Source organism: Kitasatospora indigofera (genome assembly GCF_014655955.1).
GTDB lineage: Bacteria > Actinomycetota > Actinomycetes > Streptomycetales > Streptomycetaceae > Kitasatospora > Kitasatospora indigofera.
The window spans coordinates 143,438-158,018 of sequence record NZ_BNBO01000016.1; the positions used below are offsets into that span (position 1 = coordinate 143,438).

The 14,581-nt window shown below is 75.7% G+C and carries 12 protein-coding genes; 9 read left to right on the forward strand and 3 right to left on the reverse strand.

Features of this window, described 5'->3' with window-relative positions; all coding sequences use genetic code 11:
- The first annotated feature begins 65 nt into the window (after positions 1 to 65).
- Positions 66 to 629, forward strand: coding sequence for a hypothetical protein (locus IE329_RS16760; protein WP_190211679.1), 564 nt, complete (start codon positions 66 to 68; stop codon positions 627 to 629).
- A 400-nt stretch (positions 630 to 1,029) separates the two neighbouring features.
- Here the strand turns inward: IE329_RS16760 and IE329_RS16765 are convergent, their stop codons facing one another.
- Both IE329_RS16765 and IE329_RS16770 read right to left on the reverse strand, forming a co-directional pair.
- Complete coding sequence (locus IE329_RS16765; protein ID WP_190211680.1) at positions 1,030 to 1,590, reverse strand: 4a-hydroxytetrahydrobiopterin dehydratase; 561 nt, start codon at positions 1,588 to 1,590, stop codon at positions 1,030 to 1,032.
- 80 nt (positions 1,591 to 1,670) lie between these two features.
- The gene (locus IE329_RS16770; protein ID WP_229927504.1) at positions 1,671 to 5,030 is read right to left on the reverse strand and encodes a class I adenylate-forming enzyme family protein; all 3,360 of its coding nucleotides are present in this window, start codon (positions 5,028 to 5,030) and stop codon (positions 1,671 to 1,673) included.
- Between the two features lie 185 nt (positions 5,031 to 5,215).
- Between IE329_RS16770 and IE329_RS16775 the strand changes: the two genes are divergently transcribed.
- From IE329_RS16775 to IE329_RS16785, 3 genes are all read left to right on the forward strand, one after another.
- Positions 5,216 to 5,653, forward strand: a complete 438-nt coding sequence (locus tag IE329_RS16775; RefSeq protein WP_190211682.1) for a hypothetical protein — start codon at positions 5,216 to 5,218, stop codon at positions 5,651 to 5,653.
- 331 nt (positions 5,654 to 5,984) lie between these two features.
- On the forward strand, positions 5,985 to 7,013 hold the full coding sequence (gene tdh / locus IE329_RS16780; RefSeq protein WP_190211683.1) for an L-threonine 3-dehydrogenase: 1,029 nt from the start codon (positions 5,985 to 5,987) through the stop codon (positions 7,011 to 7,013).
- Between the two features lie 24 nt (positions 7,014 to 7,037).
- Complete coding sequence (locus IE329_RS16785; protein ID WP_190211684.1) at positions 7,038 to 8,231, forward strand: glycine C-acetyltransferase; 1,194 nt, start codon at positions 7,038 to 7,040, stop codon at positions 8,229 to 8,231.
- A gap of 159 nt (positions 8,232 to 8,390) precedes the next feature.
- On the opposite strand, the gene IE329_RS16790 is transcribed toward IE329_RS16785, so the two are convergent.
- Positions 8,391 to 9,281: an SDR family oxidoreductase gene (locus IE329_RS16790; protein WP_190211685.1), complete on the reverse strand. Its 891-nt coding sequence runs from the start codon at positions 9,279 to 9,281 to the stop codon at positions 8,391 to 8,393.
- A gap of 312 nt (positions 9,282 to 9,593) precedes the next feature.
- Here IE329_RS16790 and IE329_RS16795 point away from each other — a divergent pair, with 312 nt between their 5' ends.
- The 5 genes from IE329_RS16795 (at position 9,594) to IE329_RS16815 (ending at position 14,539) form a co-directional block, all read left to right on the forward strand.
- Positions 9,594 to 10,409: a hypothetical protein gene (locus tag IE329_RS16795; RefSeq protein ID WP_229927505.1), complete on the forward strand. Its 816-nt coding sequence runs from the start codon at positions 9,594 to 9,596 to the stop codon at positions 10,407 to 10,409.
- Positions 10,410 to 10,563: 154 nt separating this feature from the next.
- Positions 10,564 to 11,484, forward strand: coding sequence for a LysR family transcriptional regulator (locus IE329_RS16800; RefSeq protein WP_190211686.1), 921 nt, complete (start codon positions 10,564 to 10,566; stop codon positions 11,482 to 11,484).
- A 214-nt stretch (positions 11,485 to 11,698) separates the two neighbouring features.
- Entirely contained in the window at positions 11,699 to 12,943 is a 1,245-nt protein-coding gene (locus IE329_RS16805; RefSeq protein WP_190211705.1) for a PP2C family protein-serine/threonine phosphatase, read from the forward strand.
- Between the two features lie 222 nt (positions 12,944 to 13,165).
- Complete coding sequence (locus IE329_RS16810) at positions 13,166 to 13,321, forward strand: DUF6131 family protein (protein ID WP_190211687.1); 156 nt, start codon at positions 13,166 to 13,168, stop codon at positions 13,319 to 13,321.
- A gap of 264 nt (positions 13,322 to 13,585) precedes the next feature.
- Positions 13,586 to 14,539: a Gfo/Idh/MocA family protein gene (locus IE329_RS16815; protein ID WP_190211688.1), complete on the forward strand. Its 954-nt coding sequence runs from the start codon at positions 13,586 to 13,588 to the stop codon at positions 14,537 to 14,539.
- Positions 14,540 to 14,581: the final 42 nt, after the last annotated feature.

The following is a 14,581-nucleotide window of genomic DNA, read 5'->3' on the forward strand; positions in this document are numbered from 1 at the left end:
CTGACGCGTCGTCATGCAGCCGACCCCACAGGGTCGCTGCCACCGGAAGGAGCTGATACCCACCCATGACCAGCATCCGCCTACGAGCGGCCGCCCTGGCGGCGGTCGCCGCGATCGGCCTCGGCGCCCTCACCACGGGCACCGCCCAGGCCGCCCCGGCCCCCTCGGGCGCCGTCGGCGCCGCGGCACCCGCGGCCGCGCCGTCCGCGCCCACCCACATCCCGATGAACAGCGTGCTCCAGCGGAACCAGGCCTGGTACTCGCCGAACGGCCACGTCCAACTGGCCGTGCAGGGCGACGGGAACGTCGTCCTGTACCGCGACAGCACCCCGGTCTGGGTGGCGCGCGGAGCCATGCCCAACGGCAACATCCTGGCCATGCAGGGCGACGGGAACCTCGTCGTGTACGCCGCCGACAGCACCCCGCTCTGGTGGAGCGGCACCGGCGGCCACCCCGGCGCCGAACTGACCGTCTACAACGAGGGCGCCATCGCGGTCGAGCTGAACGGCAAGATCCTCTGGACCTCCGCCCCACCCGCCCCGAACCCCTACCCCTGCCCGCCGTGGGGCCCGCCCTACCCCGGGCAGTACATCCCGCCGTGGTGCCCGGTCTGGCCGTTCCCCAGCTAGTCCTGCCGGGCCGGTCAGGCGGACGTTCCGTGTCCGTGGCGCCGGGACGGACACGGAGCGGCCGCCGCGGCCACGGTCCTGAGCCGGAGCGTCGCCGGCAGTGGGCGGCCTGCCGAGGACTCCGGAGCGCACGCCGACCCCGCGGTGCCTCCTGCGGCCGCGAGGGCCGGGACAATGATCCGGTGCTGCTGACATGGATCGCCGAGCTGGCGGACGAACCCCTGGTGCTGGAACCGGCCGACCGGCGGGTGGAGCGGGAGACCAACACCTGGTGGCTGAGTGCGGAGGCCGAGGACCGGAGGTCCCTGTCCGTCGCCGAGGTGGTGGCTGCCTTCGAGCGGACCGCGGCGGCGCTCCGGCTCCGGATCCGCGACTCGGGATTCGCCGGGGCGGCGACCTTCTACGTGTGGCACGACGACAGGGCCGGGCAGCTGCGGTGTTCGACCGGCTCCGTGGCGCCGGACGAGCTGCCGTTCGGCGGTGCCCACAGAGCGCCGGCCCCTGTCCGGCCGGGTCGGCCGGCGGGACCGCTCGCCCCGGGCGCGTCGGCGTAGCCCAGCACGGCCTTCCAGAACGGCCGGACCGCCGCGGGGTCCAGGGCGTCGATCGCGATCTCCAGGAGCTGTACGGTCCGGGTGGCCGCCGGCTCGCCCCCGGGTTCCGTGCGCGAGCCGGCCGCCCGGACGGCGGCGGAGATCCGGTGGGCGAGATCGACGTCGCGCGTGGTCACCGCGGCCTCGTCCGGCGATTGCAGGGTGAGCAGCACCCGCCCGCGCCGGACGTCGGCCTGGAGGTGCCCGTCGGCGTGTTCGCCGCAGGCCGTCGCCGCGCGCGCCGCCAGCTCGATCCCCTCGGCCAGTGACCGGGCCGGGACCGACGTCCGCAGGCTGTCCAGCAGGTAGCGCCGGCCGGTGTCGTTCAGCGCGTCCGAGGCTTCCGGTCGGCTCAGCGTCCGCTCCATGCCGACATCCTCGCAGCCCGCCGCCCGCCCTGTCGGGCCCATGGCCGTGGCGGGGCAGGGAGGTCGGGCGCCCGCCCGGCTCAGCCGCCCGTCATGGCGGCCAGCCCGGCCTCGAAGGCCGCGCGGAGCGTGTCCACCGTCTCGGCGTCGAAGGCGTGGGTGTTGTGGCGGAGCCAGCAGCGGAGGCTGCCGTCCGGCTGTTCGGCGGCCATCAGTTCGGGCACGTGCAGGTCGCCCTCGGGCATCGGGAGCGGGACGGTGTTGCTGCGCGGCAGGTCCCAGGGGGCGCAGGGGAGGCCGGGCAGCTGGGCGGGGGCGTTCCAGGCCTCGTAGCGGATCCAGGCGGCGAACGGGGCCTGCGGGCTGAACTCGGCGAAGGGGTACAGCTGGTGGTCGAGGGCGGCGCTGTAGGTGCGGCGCAGCCGGTCGATCAGTTCGGCGTGGCCGGGGGCACCGGAGGTGTCCACCCGCAGCAGCAGGGACTGGACGAAGCAGCCGACGGTGCGTTCGGACTCGGGGGTGGTGCGGCCGGGGACGGGGGTCATCAGGACGAGGTCCGAGCGGCCGCCGTGCTCGGCCAGGACGGCGCTCCAGACGGCGGCGACGGCGAGGAACGGGGTCGCGCCCAGCTCGGCGGCGCGCTCGCGCAGGGCCGCCGTCCGGGCGGAGGGGACGGTGAACTCCTGGGCGCCGGTGAGGAGGGTCCACGCCGGGCGGCGGCCGGGGAAGGGGTCCAGGGCGGCGGGCGCGCCGGCCAGCGCGCGGGCGAAGTGCGCCCGGCTCGCGGGCCAGCGGGCGTTGGCGTCCTCGACGAGCTCCCGGTAGCCGGTTCCGGGCCGGGGCGCCGGTACGGGCCGTTCGCGGCGGAGGGCGGAGTAGGCGACGCCCAGGTCCTGGAGGACGACGCCGAGCGACCAGCCGTCGCTGACCATGTGGTGCACGCCCAGCATCACGACATGGTCGGCCGGGCCCCGGCTCACCACCAGCAGCCGGGTCAGCGGCTCGTGGGCGAGGTCGGTGAGCCGGTCCCGCTCGGCGATCAGCCGGGCGTTCACCGGCGCGTCGTCCGCGCCGTCCAGGTCGAGCAGGGTGATGTCGGCGCGGGGCTCCCGGTGCAGGACGGCGCGGACGATGCCGGGCCGGCCGGTCACGGGTTCGAAGGAGGTGCGCAGCGCGGGGTGGCGGCGGACCACCTCCAGGACGGCGCGGCCGAGCAGGTCGGGCCGCAGGGCGCCGGTGACCCGGAACTGGACGGTGACGGTGCCGGCGTCCCGGCCGGGCGCCTCGGCCGACCAGCGCAGGAAGTTCTCCTGCTGGGAGGTGAGCGGCAGGTCGTGGGCCTGGGCGCGCAGCTCGGCGAGGAAGGGGGAGACCTCGGTGGCCGGGCCGGCCGCCGGCGCCGCCGTGCCGCTGCCCGCTGCCGTGCCGCTGCCCGCCGTCCCGCCGCCGCCCGCCGTCCCGCCGCCGCCCGCCGTCCCGGCCCGGCGGCCGGGGGTGTCGAGCCAGGCGGCCTGGGCGCGCAGGGAGGGGCGTTCGAACACCAGCGCCGTGCCGGCGGCGGCGCCGAACCCGGCGGAGATGGCGGCGGCGAGCTGGACGGCGCGGAAGGAGTCGCCGCCGATGGCGAAGAACTCCTCCTCGACGCTGCGCACCGGGCGGCCGAGCACCCGGCGCCAGAGCGCGGCCAGGGCGAGTTCGGTCGGCGTGCCGGGGGCGGGGCCGGCCGCCGGAGCGGCCCTCGGGGTGTCGAACCGGGCCCGGAGCAGGTGCTTGACCACCTTGCCGCTGGGGTTGCGCGGCAGGGTGTCGGCGAGCAGGATCCGCACCGGCAGCTCGGGGCGGCCGAGCCGGGCGGCGAGGAAGAGCCGCAGGTCGTCCAGGTCGAGGCCGTCGGCGGCGGGGACGACGACGGCGACCGGCACGCTGCCCATCACGGGGTGCGGCACGCCGAGGGCCGCCGCGTCGGCGACCCGCGGGTGCTCGTGCAGCGCCTCCTCGATCCGCAGGGTGGAGACCTTGAGGGCGCCGGACTTGATGATGTCGCTCTCCCGGTCGACCAGGTACAGGTGGCCGTCCGCGTCGAGGCGTCCGAGGTCTCCCATCCGCACCCAGCCGTCCTGGAACACTGCCCCGCCGGGGGCGCCGGCGCCGATGTAGCGGCGCGGCGGGCCGGGCTGGCGCAGCCAGATGTCGCCCGTCCCGCCGGGCGGTACCGGGTGGCCGTCGGGGTCGAGGATCCGCAGGCCGTCGGGGTCGGCGGGGCGTCCGACCGAGCCGGGCCTGGTGGCGTCGACGATGGTGGAGATCTGCGCGGGGGAGGCCTCGGCGGAGGTGTAGGTGTTGACCACGGTGGCCTTGGGCAGGGCGCCCGCCAGGGCGGTGGCGACGGGGGCGGGCAGCGCCGCGGCGGAGCAGCTGACCAGCAGGATGCCGGTGAGGTCGTGCCGCTCGGCGACCTTGCTGTTGACCAGTTCGACGGCCATCGAGGGCACCAGGAAGACGGTGCCGACGGCGAGTTCCGCCACCGTGCGGGCGAACTCCTCGGCGTCGAAGCGGGGCAGGCAGACGGTGGTGGGGTGCCCGGTCAGGGCGCCGACCAGGACGACCTGGGCGGCGTTGGTGCCGATGGGGAAGGCGTGCAGGGCGTGGCCGGAGTGGGCGTACGGGCGGGGGCGGGGGTTGAGCGCCAGGCCCGCGGTGAGGCTGGCGTGGGCGGCGAGCACGCCCTTGGGCGCGCCGGTGGTGCCGGAGGTGCCGATGATCTGCGCCGGGTCCTCGGGCGCCGGCCGGTGCGGCGGCTCGTCCGGGACGTTACCGCCGGCCGCTCCGGTGGCGTCCGTCAGGTGGTCGAGCAGCAGGTCGGCGAGGCCGGGGACGGCCGGGCGGGCCGCGCCGCGCACCGCCGTCCGGGCACCGGCGAGCTCGACCAGCCGGGCGGTGTCGGTGGCGGAGTGGTCCTCGCGGACGGCCAGGGCGACGGCGCCCGCGTACTGGACGGCCATGAAGGCGACCGCGTACCGCTCCCACTCCTGGTTGGTGAACAGCAGCGCCACCCGGTCGCCGGGGCGGACGCCGGCGCGGGCCAGCCCGTGCGCCGCGCGGACGGCGCTCGCCCGCCACTGCCCGTACGTCACGCTGCCACCGCCGCGGACCAGCAGGGCGACCCGCTCGGGGTGGGTGCCGGCGCGGTGGTCCAGCAGGTCGGGCAGGGTCAGCGGGTTCTGGGCGGGATCGATGACGACTCCAGGTGTGGTGACGGTCCGGCGGCCGGCGGACGGCTGGTCCGGGGTGCCGGCCCGCGGGGCGCGGTCCGGCGGTTTCCCCCCCGCGCGCTCGTGCGACGCGCCCGGCGGGCCGGTCGCTGCGGAACTCCTGCCCGGGGCGGGCAGTCTGACGGCATGTGGCGCCGATCGGCCCGGTTCGGATATGGTCTGGACCAATATGTGCCGGGGGGATGATAGCGCGCCTGTGTCGCGGTTCTGTCGCACGGTTCCGCCACACTCCCCACCACTCGTCATCGCTCCTTGTGCACACCTTCCACACGCCTGCCGTGTCCCGCCGTGCGCCCGCCGGCCAGGTCCGGCCCCGGCGGCCGGCGGACCCGGCGAAAGGGGGACGACCGACCATGCCCGCCAGCACCGCCCCGGCCACCTCGTCCGGCCCCGCCCCTGCGGTCGCCGCCCCGGCAGCCGCCGCCGAGGCCGGCCGTCACCTGGCCGCGCTGCTCACCGCGCCGGGCCGCTACCGCACCCGCTGGCTCCGGCACGTCGCCCGGGCCACGCCCGGCCGGATCAACCAGGCGGCCGTCACCCGGGTGCTCGCCGAGTGGCTCTGGCTGGGCGGCGAGGCCTCCGAGGGCGACATCCTGCCGCGCGCCCTGCGGGACCGGGTCTCCCGCGCGCTCGGCGGCCGGGCGCTCTCCGCCGCGACCTTGCGGCTGTTCGTCGCGGCCTTCGACATGACCGGCGCCGACGAGGCCCGGCTCTGGGACCTCCTGGACGGCCGGCCGGAGGGCGACGCCGCTCCCGTCGCCCCTGCCGCCCCCGCCCCGGCGGCTCGCTGAGGGCCCGCGACGCCCCCCTCGCGACCGGCCCGCGCCCCCGGCCGCACCGGCCGGCCACGCGACGGCCCCGCCCGCGCGCAGCCCACCCCATCCTCCGTACGGGTGGCACGCGGCACGCCGCCGGGTCGGCCGGGCGCCGCTCGGGCACCATCGTGAAGCCCAGCTGTGGCGGCCCTTAAGAATTCCTCGATGGACCGGACCGGCCCCCACCAGGCAGATTGCACATTGCCCGGTGCGGTGCCCAGCAGCAGTACGCGCAGCCGCCGCCCCGCCGGGCCCCGCCGGCCTGCCCACACCAGGCCGCCCCCACCGTGCGTCAGGAGCCGCCGCAGTGAAGGCACTCGTCAAGCAGAAGGCCGAGCCGGGACTCTGGCTGATGGACGTCCCGAAGCCCGCCATCGGCCCCGGCGAGGTGCTGATCAAGGTGCTGCGCACCGGGATCTGCGGCACCGACCTGCACATCCGCAACTGGGACGGCTGGGCGCAGCAGACCATCCGCACGCCGCTGACGCTCGGTCACGAGTTCGTCGGCGAGGTCGCCGAGATCGGGGCGGCCGTCACCGAGGTCGGCGTCGGCGACCTGGTCAGCGGCGAGGGCCACCTGGTCTGCGGCAAGTGCCGCAACTGTCTGGCCGGCCGCCGCCACCTCTGCCGCAACACCGTCGGGCTTGGTGTCGGACGGGACGGCGCCTTCGCCGAGTACGTGGCGCTGCCCGCCTCCAACGTCTGGGTGCACCGGGTGCCGGTCGACCTGGACGTGGCCGCGATCTTCGACCCGTTCGGCAACGCCGTGCACACCGCGCTGTCCTTCCCGCTGGTCGGCGAGGACGTGCTGATCACCGGCGCCGGCCCGATCGGCATCATGGCCGCGGCCGTCGCCAAGCACGCCGGCGCCCGCAACGTGATGATCACCGACGTCAGCCCGTACCGCCTGGACCTGGCCCGCAAGGTCGGCGTGACGCTGGCGCTGAACGTCGCCGAGCACACCATCGAGGAGGGCCAGCGGCAGCTGGGCCTGCGCGAGGGCTTCGACGTGGGCCTGGAGATGTCCGGCCGCCCCGAGGCGATGCAGCAGATGATCGCCAACCTGACGCACGGCGGCAAGATCGCCATGCTGGGCCTGCCCGCCGAGGACTTCCCGGTCGACTGGGCGCGGATCGTCACCTCGATGATCACCATCAAGGGCATCTACGGCCGGGAGATGTTCGAGACCTGGTACGCGATGTCGGTGCTGCTGGAGGGCGGGCTGGACCTCAGCCCCGTGATCACCGGCCGCTACCCCGCCGCCGACTTCGAGGCCGCCTTCGACGACGCCGCGAGCGGACGCTGCGGCAAGATCATCCTCGACTGGACCGTCTGACCCTCTCACAAGGAGCCCGTAGCCGTGTTCGACTCCGTGCGCGACGACATCGCCACCACCCTCGACGAGATCCGCGAGGCCGGCCTCTTCAAGCCCGAGCGGGTGATCGGCACCCCGCAGAGCGCCGCCGTCACCGTCACCGGCGGCGGCCGGCCGGGAGAGGTGCTGAACTTCTGCGCCAACAACTACCTGGGCCTCGCCGACCACCCCGAGATCCTCGCCGCCGCCAAGGACGCGCTGGACCGCTGGGGCTACGGCATGGCCTCGGTCCGCTTCATCTGCGGCACCCAGGACGTCCACAAGCAGCTGGAGGACCGGCTCTCCGCCTTCCTCGGCCAGGAGGACACCATCCTGTACTCCTCCTGCTTCGACGCCAACGGCGGCGTCTTCGAGACCTTGCTGGACGACCGCGACGCGGTCATCTCCGACGCGCTCAACCACGCGAGCATCATCGACGGCATCCGGCTCAGCAAGGCCCGCCGCCACCGCTACGCCAACCGCGACCTGGCCGACCTGGAGAAGCAGCTCCAGGACACCCAGGACGCCCGCCGCCGCCTGATCGTCACCGACGGCGTCTTCTCGATGGACGGCTACGTCGCCCCGCTGCGCGAGATCTGCGACCTGGCCGACCGCTACGACGCCATGGTCATGGTCGACGACTCGCACGCGGTCGGCTTCGTCGGCCCCGGCGGCCGCGGCACGCCCGAGCTGCACGGCGTGATGGACCGGGTCGACATCATCACCGGCACCCTCGGCAAGGCCCTCGGCGGCGCCTCCGGCGGCTACGTCGCGGCCCGCCGGGAGATCGTCGCCCTGCTGCGCCAGCGTTCGCGCCCGTACCTGTTCTCCAACTCGCTCGCCCCGGTGATCGCCGCCGCCTCGCTCAAGGTGCTGGACCTGGTCGAGGAGTCGAACGAGCTGCGCGAGCGGCTGGCCGCCAACACGGCGCTGTTCCGCTCGATGATGACCGAGGCCGGCTTCGAGATCCTGCCCGGCGACCACCCGATCGCCCCGGTCATGATCGGCGACGCCGCGAAGGCCGGCCGCCTCGCCGAACTGCTGCTGGAGCGCGGCGTGTACGTGATCGGGTTCTCCTTCCCGGTCGTCCCGCACGGCGCCGCCCGGATCCGCGTCCAGCTCTCCGCCGCGCACTCCACCGAGGACGTCGAGCGGGCCGTCGCGGCCTTCGTCGACGCCCGCGCGGCCCTGGGGGAGTAGGCCCCGGCCCGGCGGGACCGTCCGCGTCCCGCCCCTTGAACCGCCTCGTGGCCCGGTGGCCCGGAACCCGCCGGGCCACGAGGCACTCCACCCCGCCCGGGCGTCCGCACGCCCGGGGCACCGGCCCGGCCGGTCCCACGGGCCGGGCCGGCGCGCAGGTCAGGCCGGGTGTTCCACGGCGGCGGCCCGCGCCGCGGGCACCGGCCCGCCCGCCTCCGGGCCGTCCGCCCCGCCCCCCGCGACGAAGGCCCGGGCGGCGGCCAGCTCCTCAGCCGCCCCCTGCGCGAGCACGCCCAGGTAGCCGAAGGCGTCCTCGCCGACCGGCAGCCGCAGGGGCGCGGAGCCGTCCGCCACGACCCGCCGCACCAGGGCCGCGAACGCGTCCGGCCGTCCGAGCTCCGCGTTGCCCGCCATCCCGCGCAGGCCGTCCAGCATCGGGCCGGTCACCGGCCGGTAGACCGGGACGGCCGCGGCCGCCGGGACGACGGAGGTGCCGTACCGGGTGTCGTAGCCGCCGGGCTCCAGCACCGTCACCCGGACACCGAAGGCCGCCGCCTCGGCGGCGAGCGCCTGGCTCATCGCCTCCAGGGCGTACTTGCCGGCGCTGTAGGCCCCGAGCCCGGGGAAGACGGTGCGGCCGGCCAGTGAGGAGACGTTGACGACGTGGCCGGCGCCCTGGGCCCGCATCAGCGGCAGGACCTCGCGGGTGAGCCGCCAGGGGCCCACCACCAGCACCTCCAGCTGGTCGCGCAGCTCGTCGTCGGAGATCTCCTCGACCGCGCCGAACACCCCGCAGCCGGCGTTGTTCACCAGCACGTCGACGCCGCCCAGGCGCTCCGCGGCGAGCTCCACCACGGCCCGGCACTGCCCGGCGTCCCGGACGTCCAGCGGAGCCTCGACGACCCGGCCGGGGAAGGCCTTCACCAGCGGGTCCAGCGCGCCCGGCCGCCGGGTGGTCGCCACCACCGAGTCACCGGCCCGCGCCACCGCCTCGGCCAGTGCCAGTCCCAGCCCGGACGAGCAGCCCGTCACCAGCCAACGTCTCGTCATGTCGATGCCCTTCGCCGAGAAGTAAGGGCCCAACGATAGGGAGGCGGTGGCCCGCCCGGCGCGGGAGCGGACGGCGGCGCGCGGGGTGCGACCGGCGCACGGAGGGCGCACGGCGAGGTCAACACCCAGGTCGGAGCGGGTGGCGGGGGCGGTACGCCGTGCTCCGGTTCGTGTGCCGAACGCCGGCCGGCGGGCAGAGATGCGATCGGGCAGGACCCCGCGCACGATGGGGGAGGGACCTCTCGACCCCGGCGCCCCTCCGGCGAGGCGGCGCCCCCACCCGCACGGTGTCACCCGCCGCGGAGGTGTGCGATGACGAGCCCGTACTCCGACGATCCCGTCCCGGGCGCCCCGCCGGGCGGCCTTCCCCCGCACAGCGTGAACGGCGCCCGGCCGAAGCCGGCCGGCACCGCCCTCGGCGGCGCTCCCCCCACCGGCGGCGCTCCCCCTGCCGGCGTTGATCGCGCGACCGGCGTCGATCGCGCGGCCGATGCCGATCGTGCGACCGGTGGCGCCCGGCGGCCGGACCTCGCCCCCGGCGGGCCGTCCCGGGGGCCGGCCGGCGGCAATGTGCTCTGGGCCTTCGCGCCCTGGATCGTCTTCGCCGCGGTGGCCGGCCCGAGCACCTGGGAACTCGCCGCCGTGGCCGGCCTGGTCACCTCGCTGCTGCTGAACGGACCGGACGTGCTGCGGGGCCGCCCGAAGGTCCTGGAGATCGTCGGCATCCTCTTCTTCGCGGTCGTCTGCGTGCTGGCGCTGGTGCTCGACCGCGACGACCTGCTCTGGCTGGAGACCTACGCCCAGGTGATCGCCAACGGGGTGGTGGCGGTGGCGGCGCTCGGTTCGCTGGCCTTCGTCCCGTTCACCGAGCAGTACGCCCGTGAGTCCACCCCGCCGGCGGTCTGGCGCACCGCGGCCTTCAAGCGCACCAACCGGGTGCTCACCGCGATGTGGGGCGGGATCTTCGCGGTGATCGCGCTGCTGGGGCTGCTGGCCCTGCACGTCTCCTCGGGGACGGACTGGCTCAACTGGGTCATCCCGGTCGCGCTGCTGGTGGCCGGGGTCAAGGTCACCCGCTGGTACCCGGAGCAGGTCCGGGCCCGCGCCGTCCGGCAGCGGCTGCACTGACCCGGGCGTCCGGTCGGCCCGTCCCGCTGTCGGCCCGTCCCGCCGCACCTCCGTCCCGCCGCACCTCCGTCCCGCCGTCCCACCGCACCTCCCGACGGCCCGGCCCGGGGCCGGCCGTGCGGGGGACGGCCGCGACGCTGGCAGAATTGCCGGTGTGATCGACGCCCGACGGCTGCGGACCCTGCGGGCCGTGGCCGACCACCGCACCGTGACGGCAGCCGCCGCCGCCCTCTACCTGACCCCCTCCGCGGTCTCCCAGCAGCTGGCCGCGCTCGAGCAGGAGACCGGCCACCACCTGTTGGCCCGGGACGGGCGGGGTGTGCGGCTGACCGCCGCGGGGGAGATCCTGCTCCGGCACGCCGACGCCGTGCTCGCCCAACTGGAGCGCGCCGAGGCCGACCTCGCGGCCTACAGCGGCGGCGTCGCGGGCGAGGTCACCGTCGCCTCCTTCGCCACCGGGATCGCGCTCGTCCTGGTGCCGGCCATCAGGGCCCTCGCCACCGAGGCCCCCGGCCTGCGGCTGAAGGTGCTGGACGCCGAGGGCGACGCCAGCCTGCCGATGCTGCTGGACGGCCGCGCCGACCTCGCGGTCGCGGTCGAGTACCGCGGCGCGCCCCGCGCGGACGACGCCCGGCTGACCCGGGTCCCGCTCTACGCCGAGCCCTTCGCGGCGGTCCTGCCGCTCACCCACCCGCTCGCCGCGCCCGGCCGCGCGAGCGAGGTGGTCGACCTCGCGGACCTCGCGGCCGAGCCCTGGATCGGCCCCTACCCCGGCAACCCCTGCCACGACGTGGTGCTGCTCGCCTGCGAGCACGCCGGGTTCCAGCCCCGCCTGGTGCACTCCTCGGACGACTTCAACGCCGTGGTCGCGCTCGCCTCGGCCGGCGCCGGGGTCGCCCTGGTGCCCCGCTCCGCGCTGCGCGGCGCCGACCTCGCCCGGGTCGCCGTCCGCCCGGTGGACAGCGCCCTGGCGACCCGCAAGGTCTTCGCCGCCGTCCGCAGCGGGGCGGAGAGCCACCCGCTGCTGAGCCCGGTGCTGCGGGCGCTCGCCACGGCGGCCGCCGAGGCCGGCTGAGGCCGTCCGCCGTACGGGGCGCACCGACCGCCGGCCGTACGGGCCACGCCGGCCGTCGTCGTCGCAGGGGCCCGGCCCGCGCGGTGTTCCGGCCGCCAGGGCGGTCCGGGGAGGACACTGGGGGTGACGGGCCCGCGGTCGGGCCGTCGGGCCGTCGGGCGGGCCCCGGGCGAGGAGTGCAGCTGTGACGGAGCGCGAGAGGGACAGCCGGCGGATGCTGGTCGGGCTGCTCGACGCCAGCCACCTGATGCCGCTGGAGCAGGTGCCCGGCCGGGTCGCGGAGTACGCGGCGCCGGCGGGACTGCGGGACACCGCGATCTACCTGTGCGACCTGCGGGAGAGCGTCCTGCGGCTGTTGACCGGCAACGGCCCGAACGCCCACCGGGGCCGGGCCCCGGGCAGCGGGGCGGGGGCCGACGAGGCGGAGCTGAAGGTGGAGGGCACGCTGCCCGGCCGGGCCTTCCAGGAGGGGCGGACCGTCGCCGCCGGACGGGCCGGGGGGAGCGGCTACCGCTGGTGGGTGCCGGTGCTGGACGGCACCGAGCGCCTGGGCGTCCTGCGGGTGGACACCGAGTTCGACGACGCGCAGGCCCAGCACGACCTGCTGGGCCTCGCCGCCCTGGTCGGACTGCTGATCGTCAGCAAGCGCGGCACCAGCGACGCCTACGCCCGGCTGCGGCGCACCGAGCGGATGAACGTGGCCGCCGAGATGCAGTGGAACCTGATGCCGCCGCGCATCTACGCCGACGAGCGGGTGGTGATCGGCGGCGTCATGGAGCCCGCCTACGAGGTCGGTGGCGACGCGTTCGACTTCGCGACCGCCGGCGACACCGTGCACCTGTCGGTGTTCGACGCGATGGGCCACGACACCGCCGCCGCCCTGACGGCCAACCTCGCGGTGGCCGCCTGCCGCAACCACCGCCGCAAGGGCCGTGGCCTCGCCGAGACCGGTGATGCCATCGAGCGGGCGGTGCTGGAGCAGTTCGGCCGGAGCCGGTTCGTCACCGGCATCCTGGGCGAACTGGATCTGCGGACGGGCGTGCTGTCCTGGGTCAACCGCGGTCATCTCCCGCCGGTCCTGATCCGCGCCGGACGCTGGGAGAGCCGGCTGCACTGCCCGCCGGCCCACCCCATGGGCACCGCCCTGGGGCTGCCGAGCCAGGTGTGCCGGGAGCAGCTGGAGCCGGGGGACCGCGTGGTCCTCTACACCGACGGCATCACCGAGGCGCACCGCCCCGGCGGCCCGGAGTTCGGCCTGGAACGGTTCATCGACGTCCTCATCCGCCACCACGCCGACCGCCGCCCCGTGCCCGAGACCTTGCGCCGTCTGGTCCGGAGCATCCTCGACCACCACCAGGGCCGCCTCAGCGACGACGCCACCGTCCTGCTCCTGCAGTGGCACGGCTCCAGCCCGTTCCCGCCCCCGGAGGTCAGGGCGCTCGCGGGTGTGCCGTCCTGACGCTGTCCCGTCCGGCCGTGGGCCGGTCCGGCGGGGGCCCGGTGGGGGTGTCCCGACCGGGTGCTGTCCCGGATCGGCGGTTTGATTCCGACAATTCGGGCAGACGTCCGACGTGGGACCCCGCCGGACCCGCCAAGTCGGTCCAGTGATCGTCAAGCCGCGGGAGCCCGCACCGGCCCGCCGGCGGCACAGCCAACTCGGGGGCATCGTAGGGAGACGTCAATGATCGTGCTCGGAGTGATCCTCCTCGTCATCGGCCTCATCGCCGGGATCGGAATCCTGTGGACCATCGGGATCATCCTGGTGGCCGTCGGTCTGGTCCTGTGGGTGATGGGAGCGCTCGGCCACGCCGTCGGCGGCCGGAAACACTACTACTGAGGCGCCCACTCCTGAGGCGCCCCCGCTGCTGAAGCGTCCCCGCGACGGACCGGGGCCCGCGGGCCGGGACCGCCCCGCCACACGTCAGGACCAGCCGGCCAGGACCGGGCGGCGTCGGGGGCCAGCCGGGGCCCGGGCGGCCCCCGGATCCACCCGATCCGGGCGTTCCGACTGCTCACGGGGCGTTCTGGCATATGCTGCCGGAGGCCTGGCGCCCGTGACGGAGCGGGCGGCCACCACCACCCTCGCAGGAGCAGCCACCCGATGACCGACACCGAATTCGACGACCTCGACCTCCCGGTGACCGACGATCAGAAGCTCCCCGTGGCCGTGATCGGCCTCGGCGACATCGCGCAGAAGGCCTACCTCCCGGTCCTCACCGCACAGCCCGGCCTGGACCTGCGGCTGATGACCCGTGACCGGGCCAAGCTCGACCGGATCGGCGACGCCTACCGGATCGACCACCGGTACACCGACCTCGACGCCCTGATCGGCAGTGGCGTGCGGGCCGCCTTCGTGCACGCCGTCACCGAGCAGCACGTGCCGATCACCGAGAAGCTGCTGAACGCCGGCGTGGACGTGTACGTCGACAAGCCGCTCGACCACCACCTGGCCGGCGCCCGCCGGCTGGTCGACCTGGCCGAGCAGACCGGCCGGTCGCTGATGGTGGGCTTCAACCGCCGCCACGCCCCCGGCTACGTGCAGGCCAAGGAGCGTCCGCGCGACCTGATCGTCCTGCAGAAGAACCGCGAGGGCCTTCCCGAGGCGGCCCGCACGGCGGTCTTCGACGACTTCATCCACGTCGTCGACACCCTGCGCTTCCTCGTCCCGGGCGAGATCGAGCACGTCGACGTGCGCTCCCGGAGCCGGGCCGGGCTGATGGAGCACCTGGTGCTGACACTGGCGGGCAACGGATTCACCGCGCTCGGCATCATGAACCGGGTCAGCGGCTCCACCGAGGAGGTGCTGCAGGTCTCCGGCGGCGACTCCAAGCGCGAGGTGGTCAACCTCGCCGAGGTGATCGACCACCGGGGCCAGCCGACCGTCCGCCGCCGGGGCGACTGGGTCTCGGTCGCCCGCCAGCGCGGGATCGAGCAGGTCGTGTTCACCTTCCTGGAGGCCGTCCGGACCGGCAAGACGATCTCCGGCCGGGACGCGCTGCGCACCCACGAACTCTGCGAGCGGATCGTCCTCGACATCGAGGCGCAGGCCCACTGAAACGTGGCTCCGGGCCGGACCGCCTGCGCGGCGGTCCGGCCC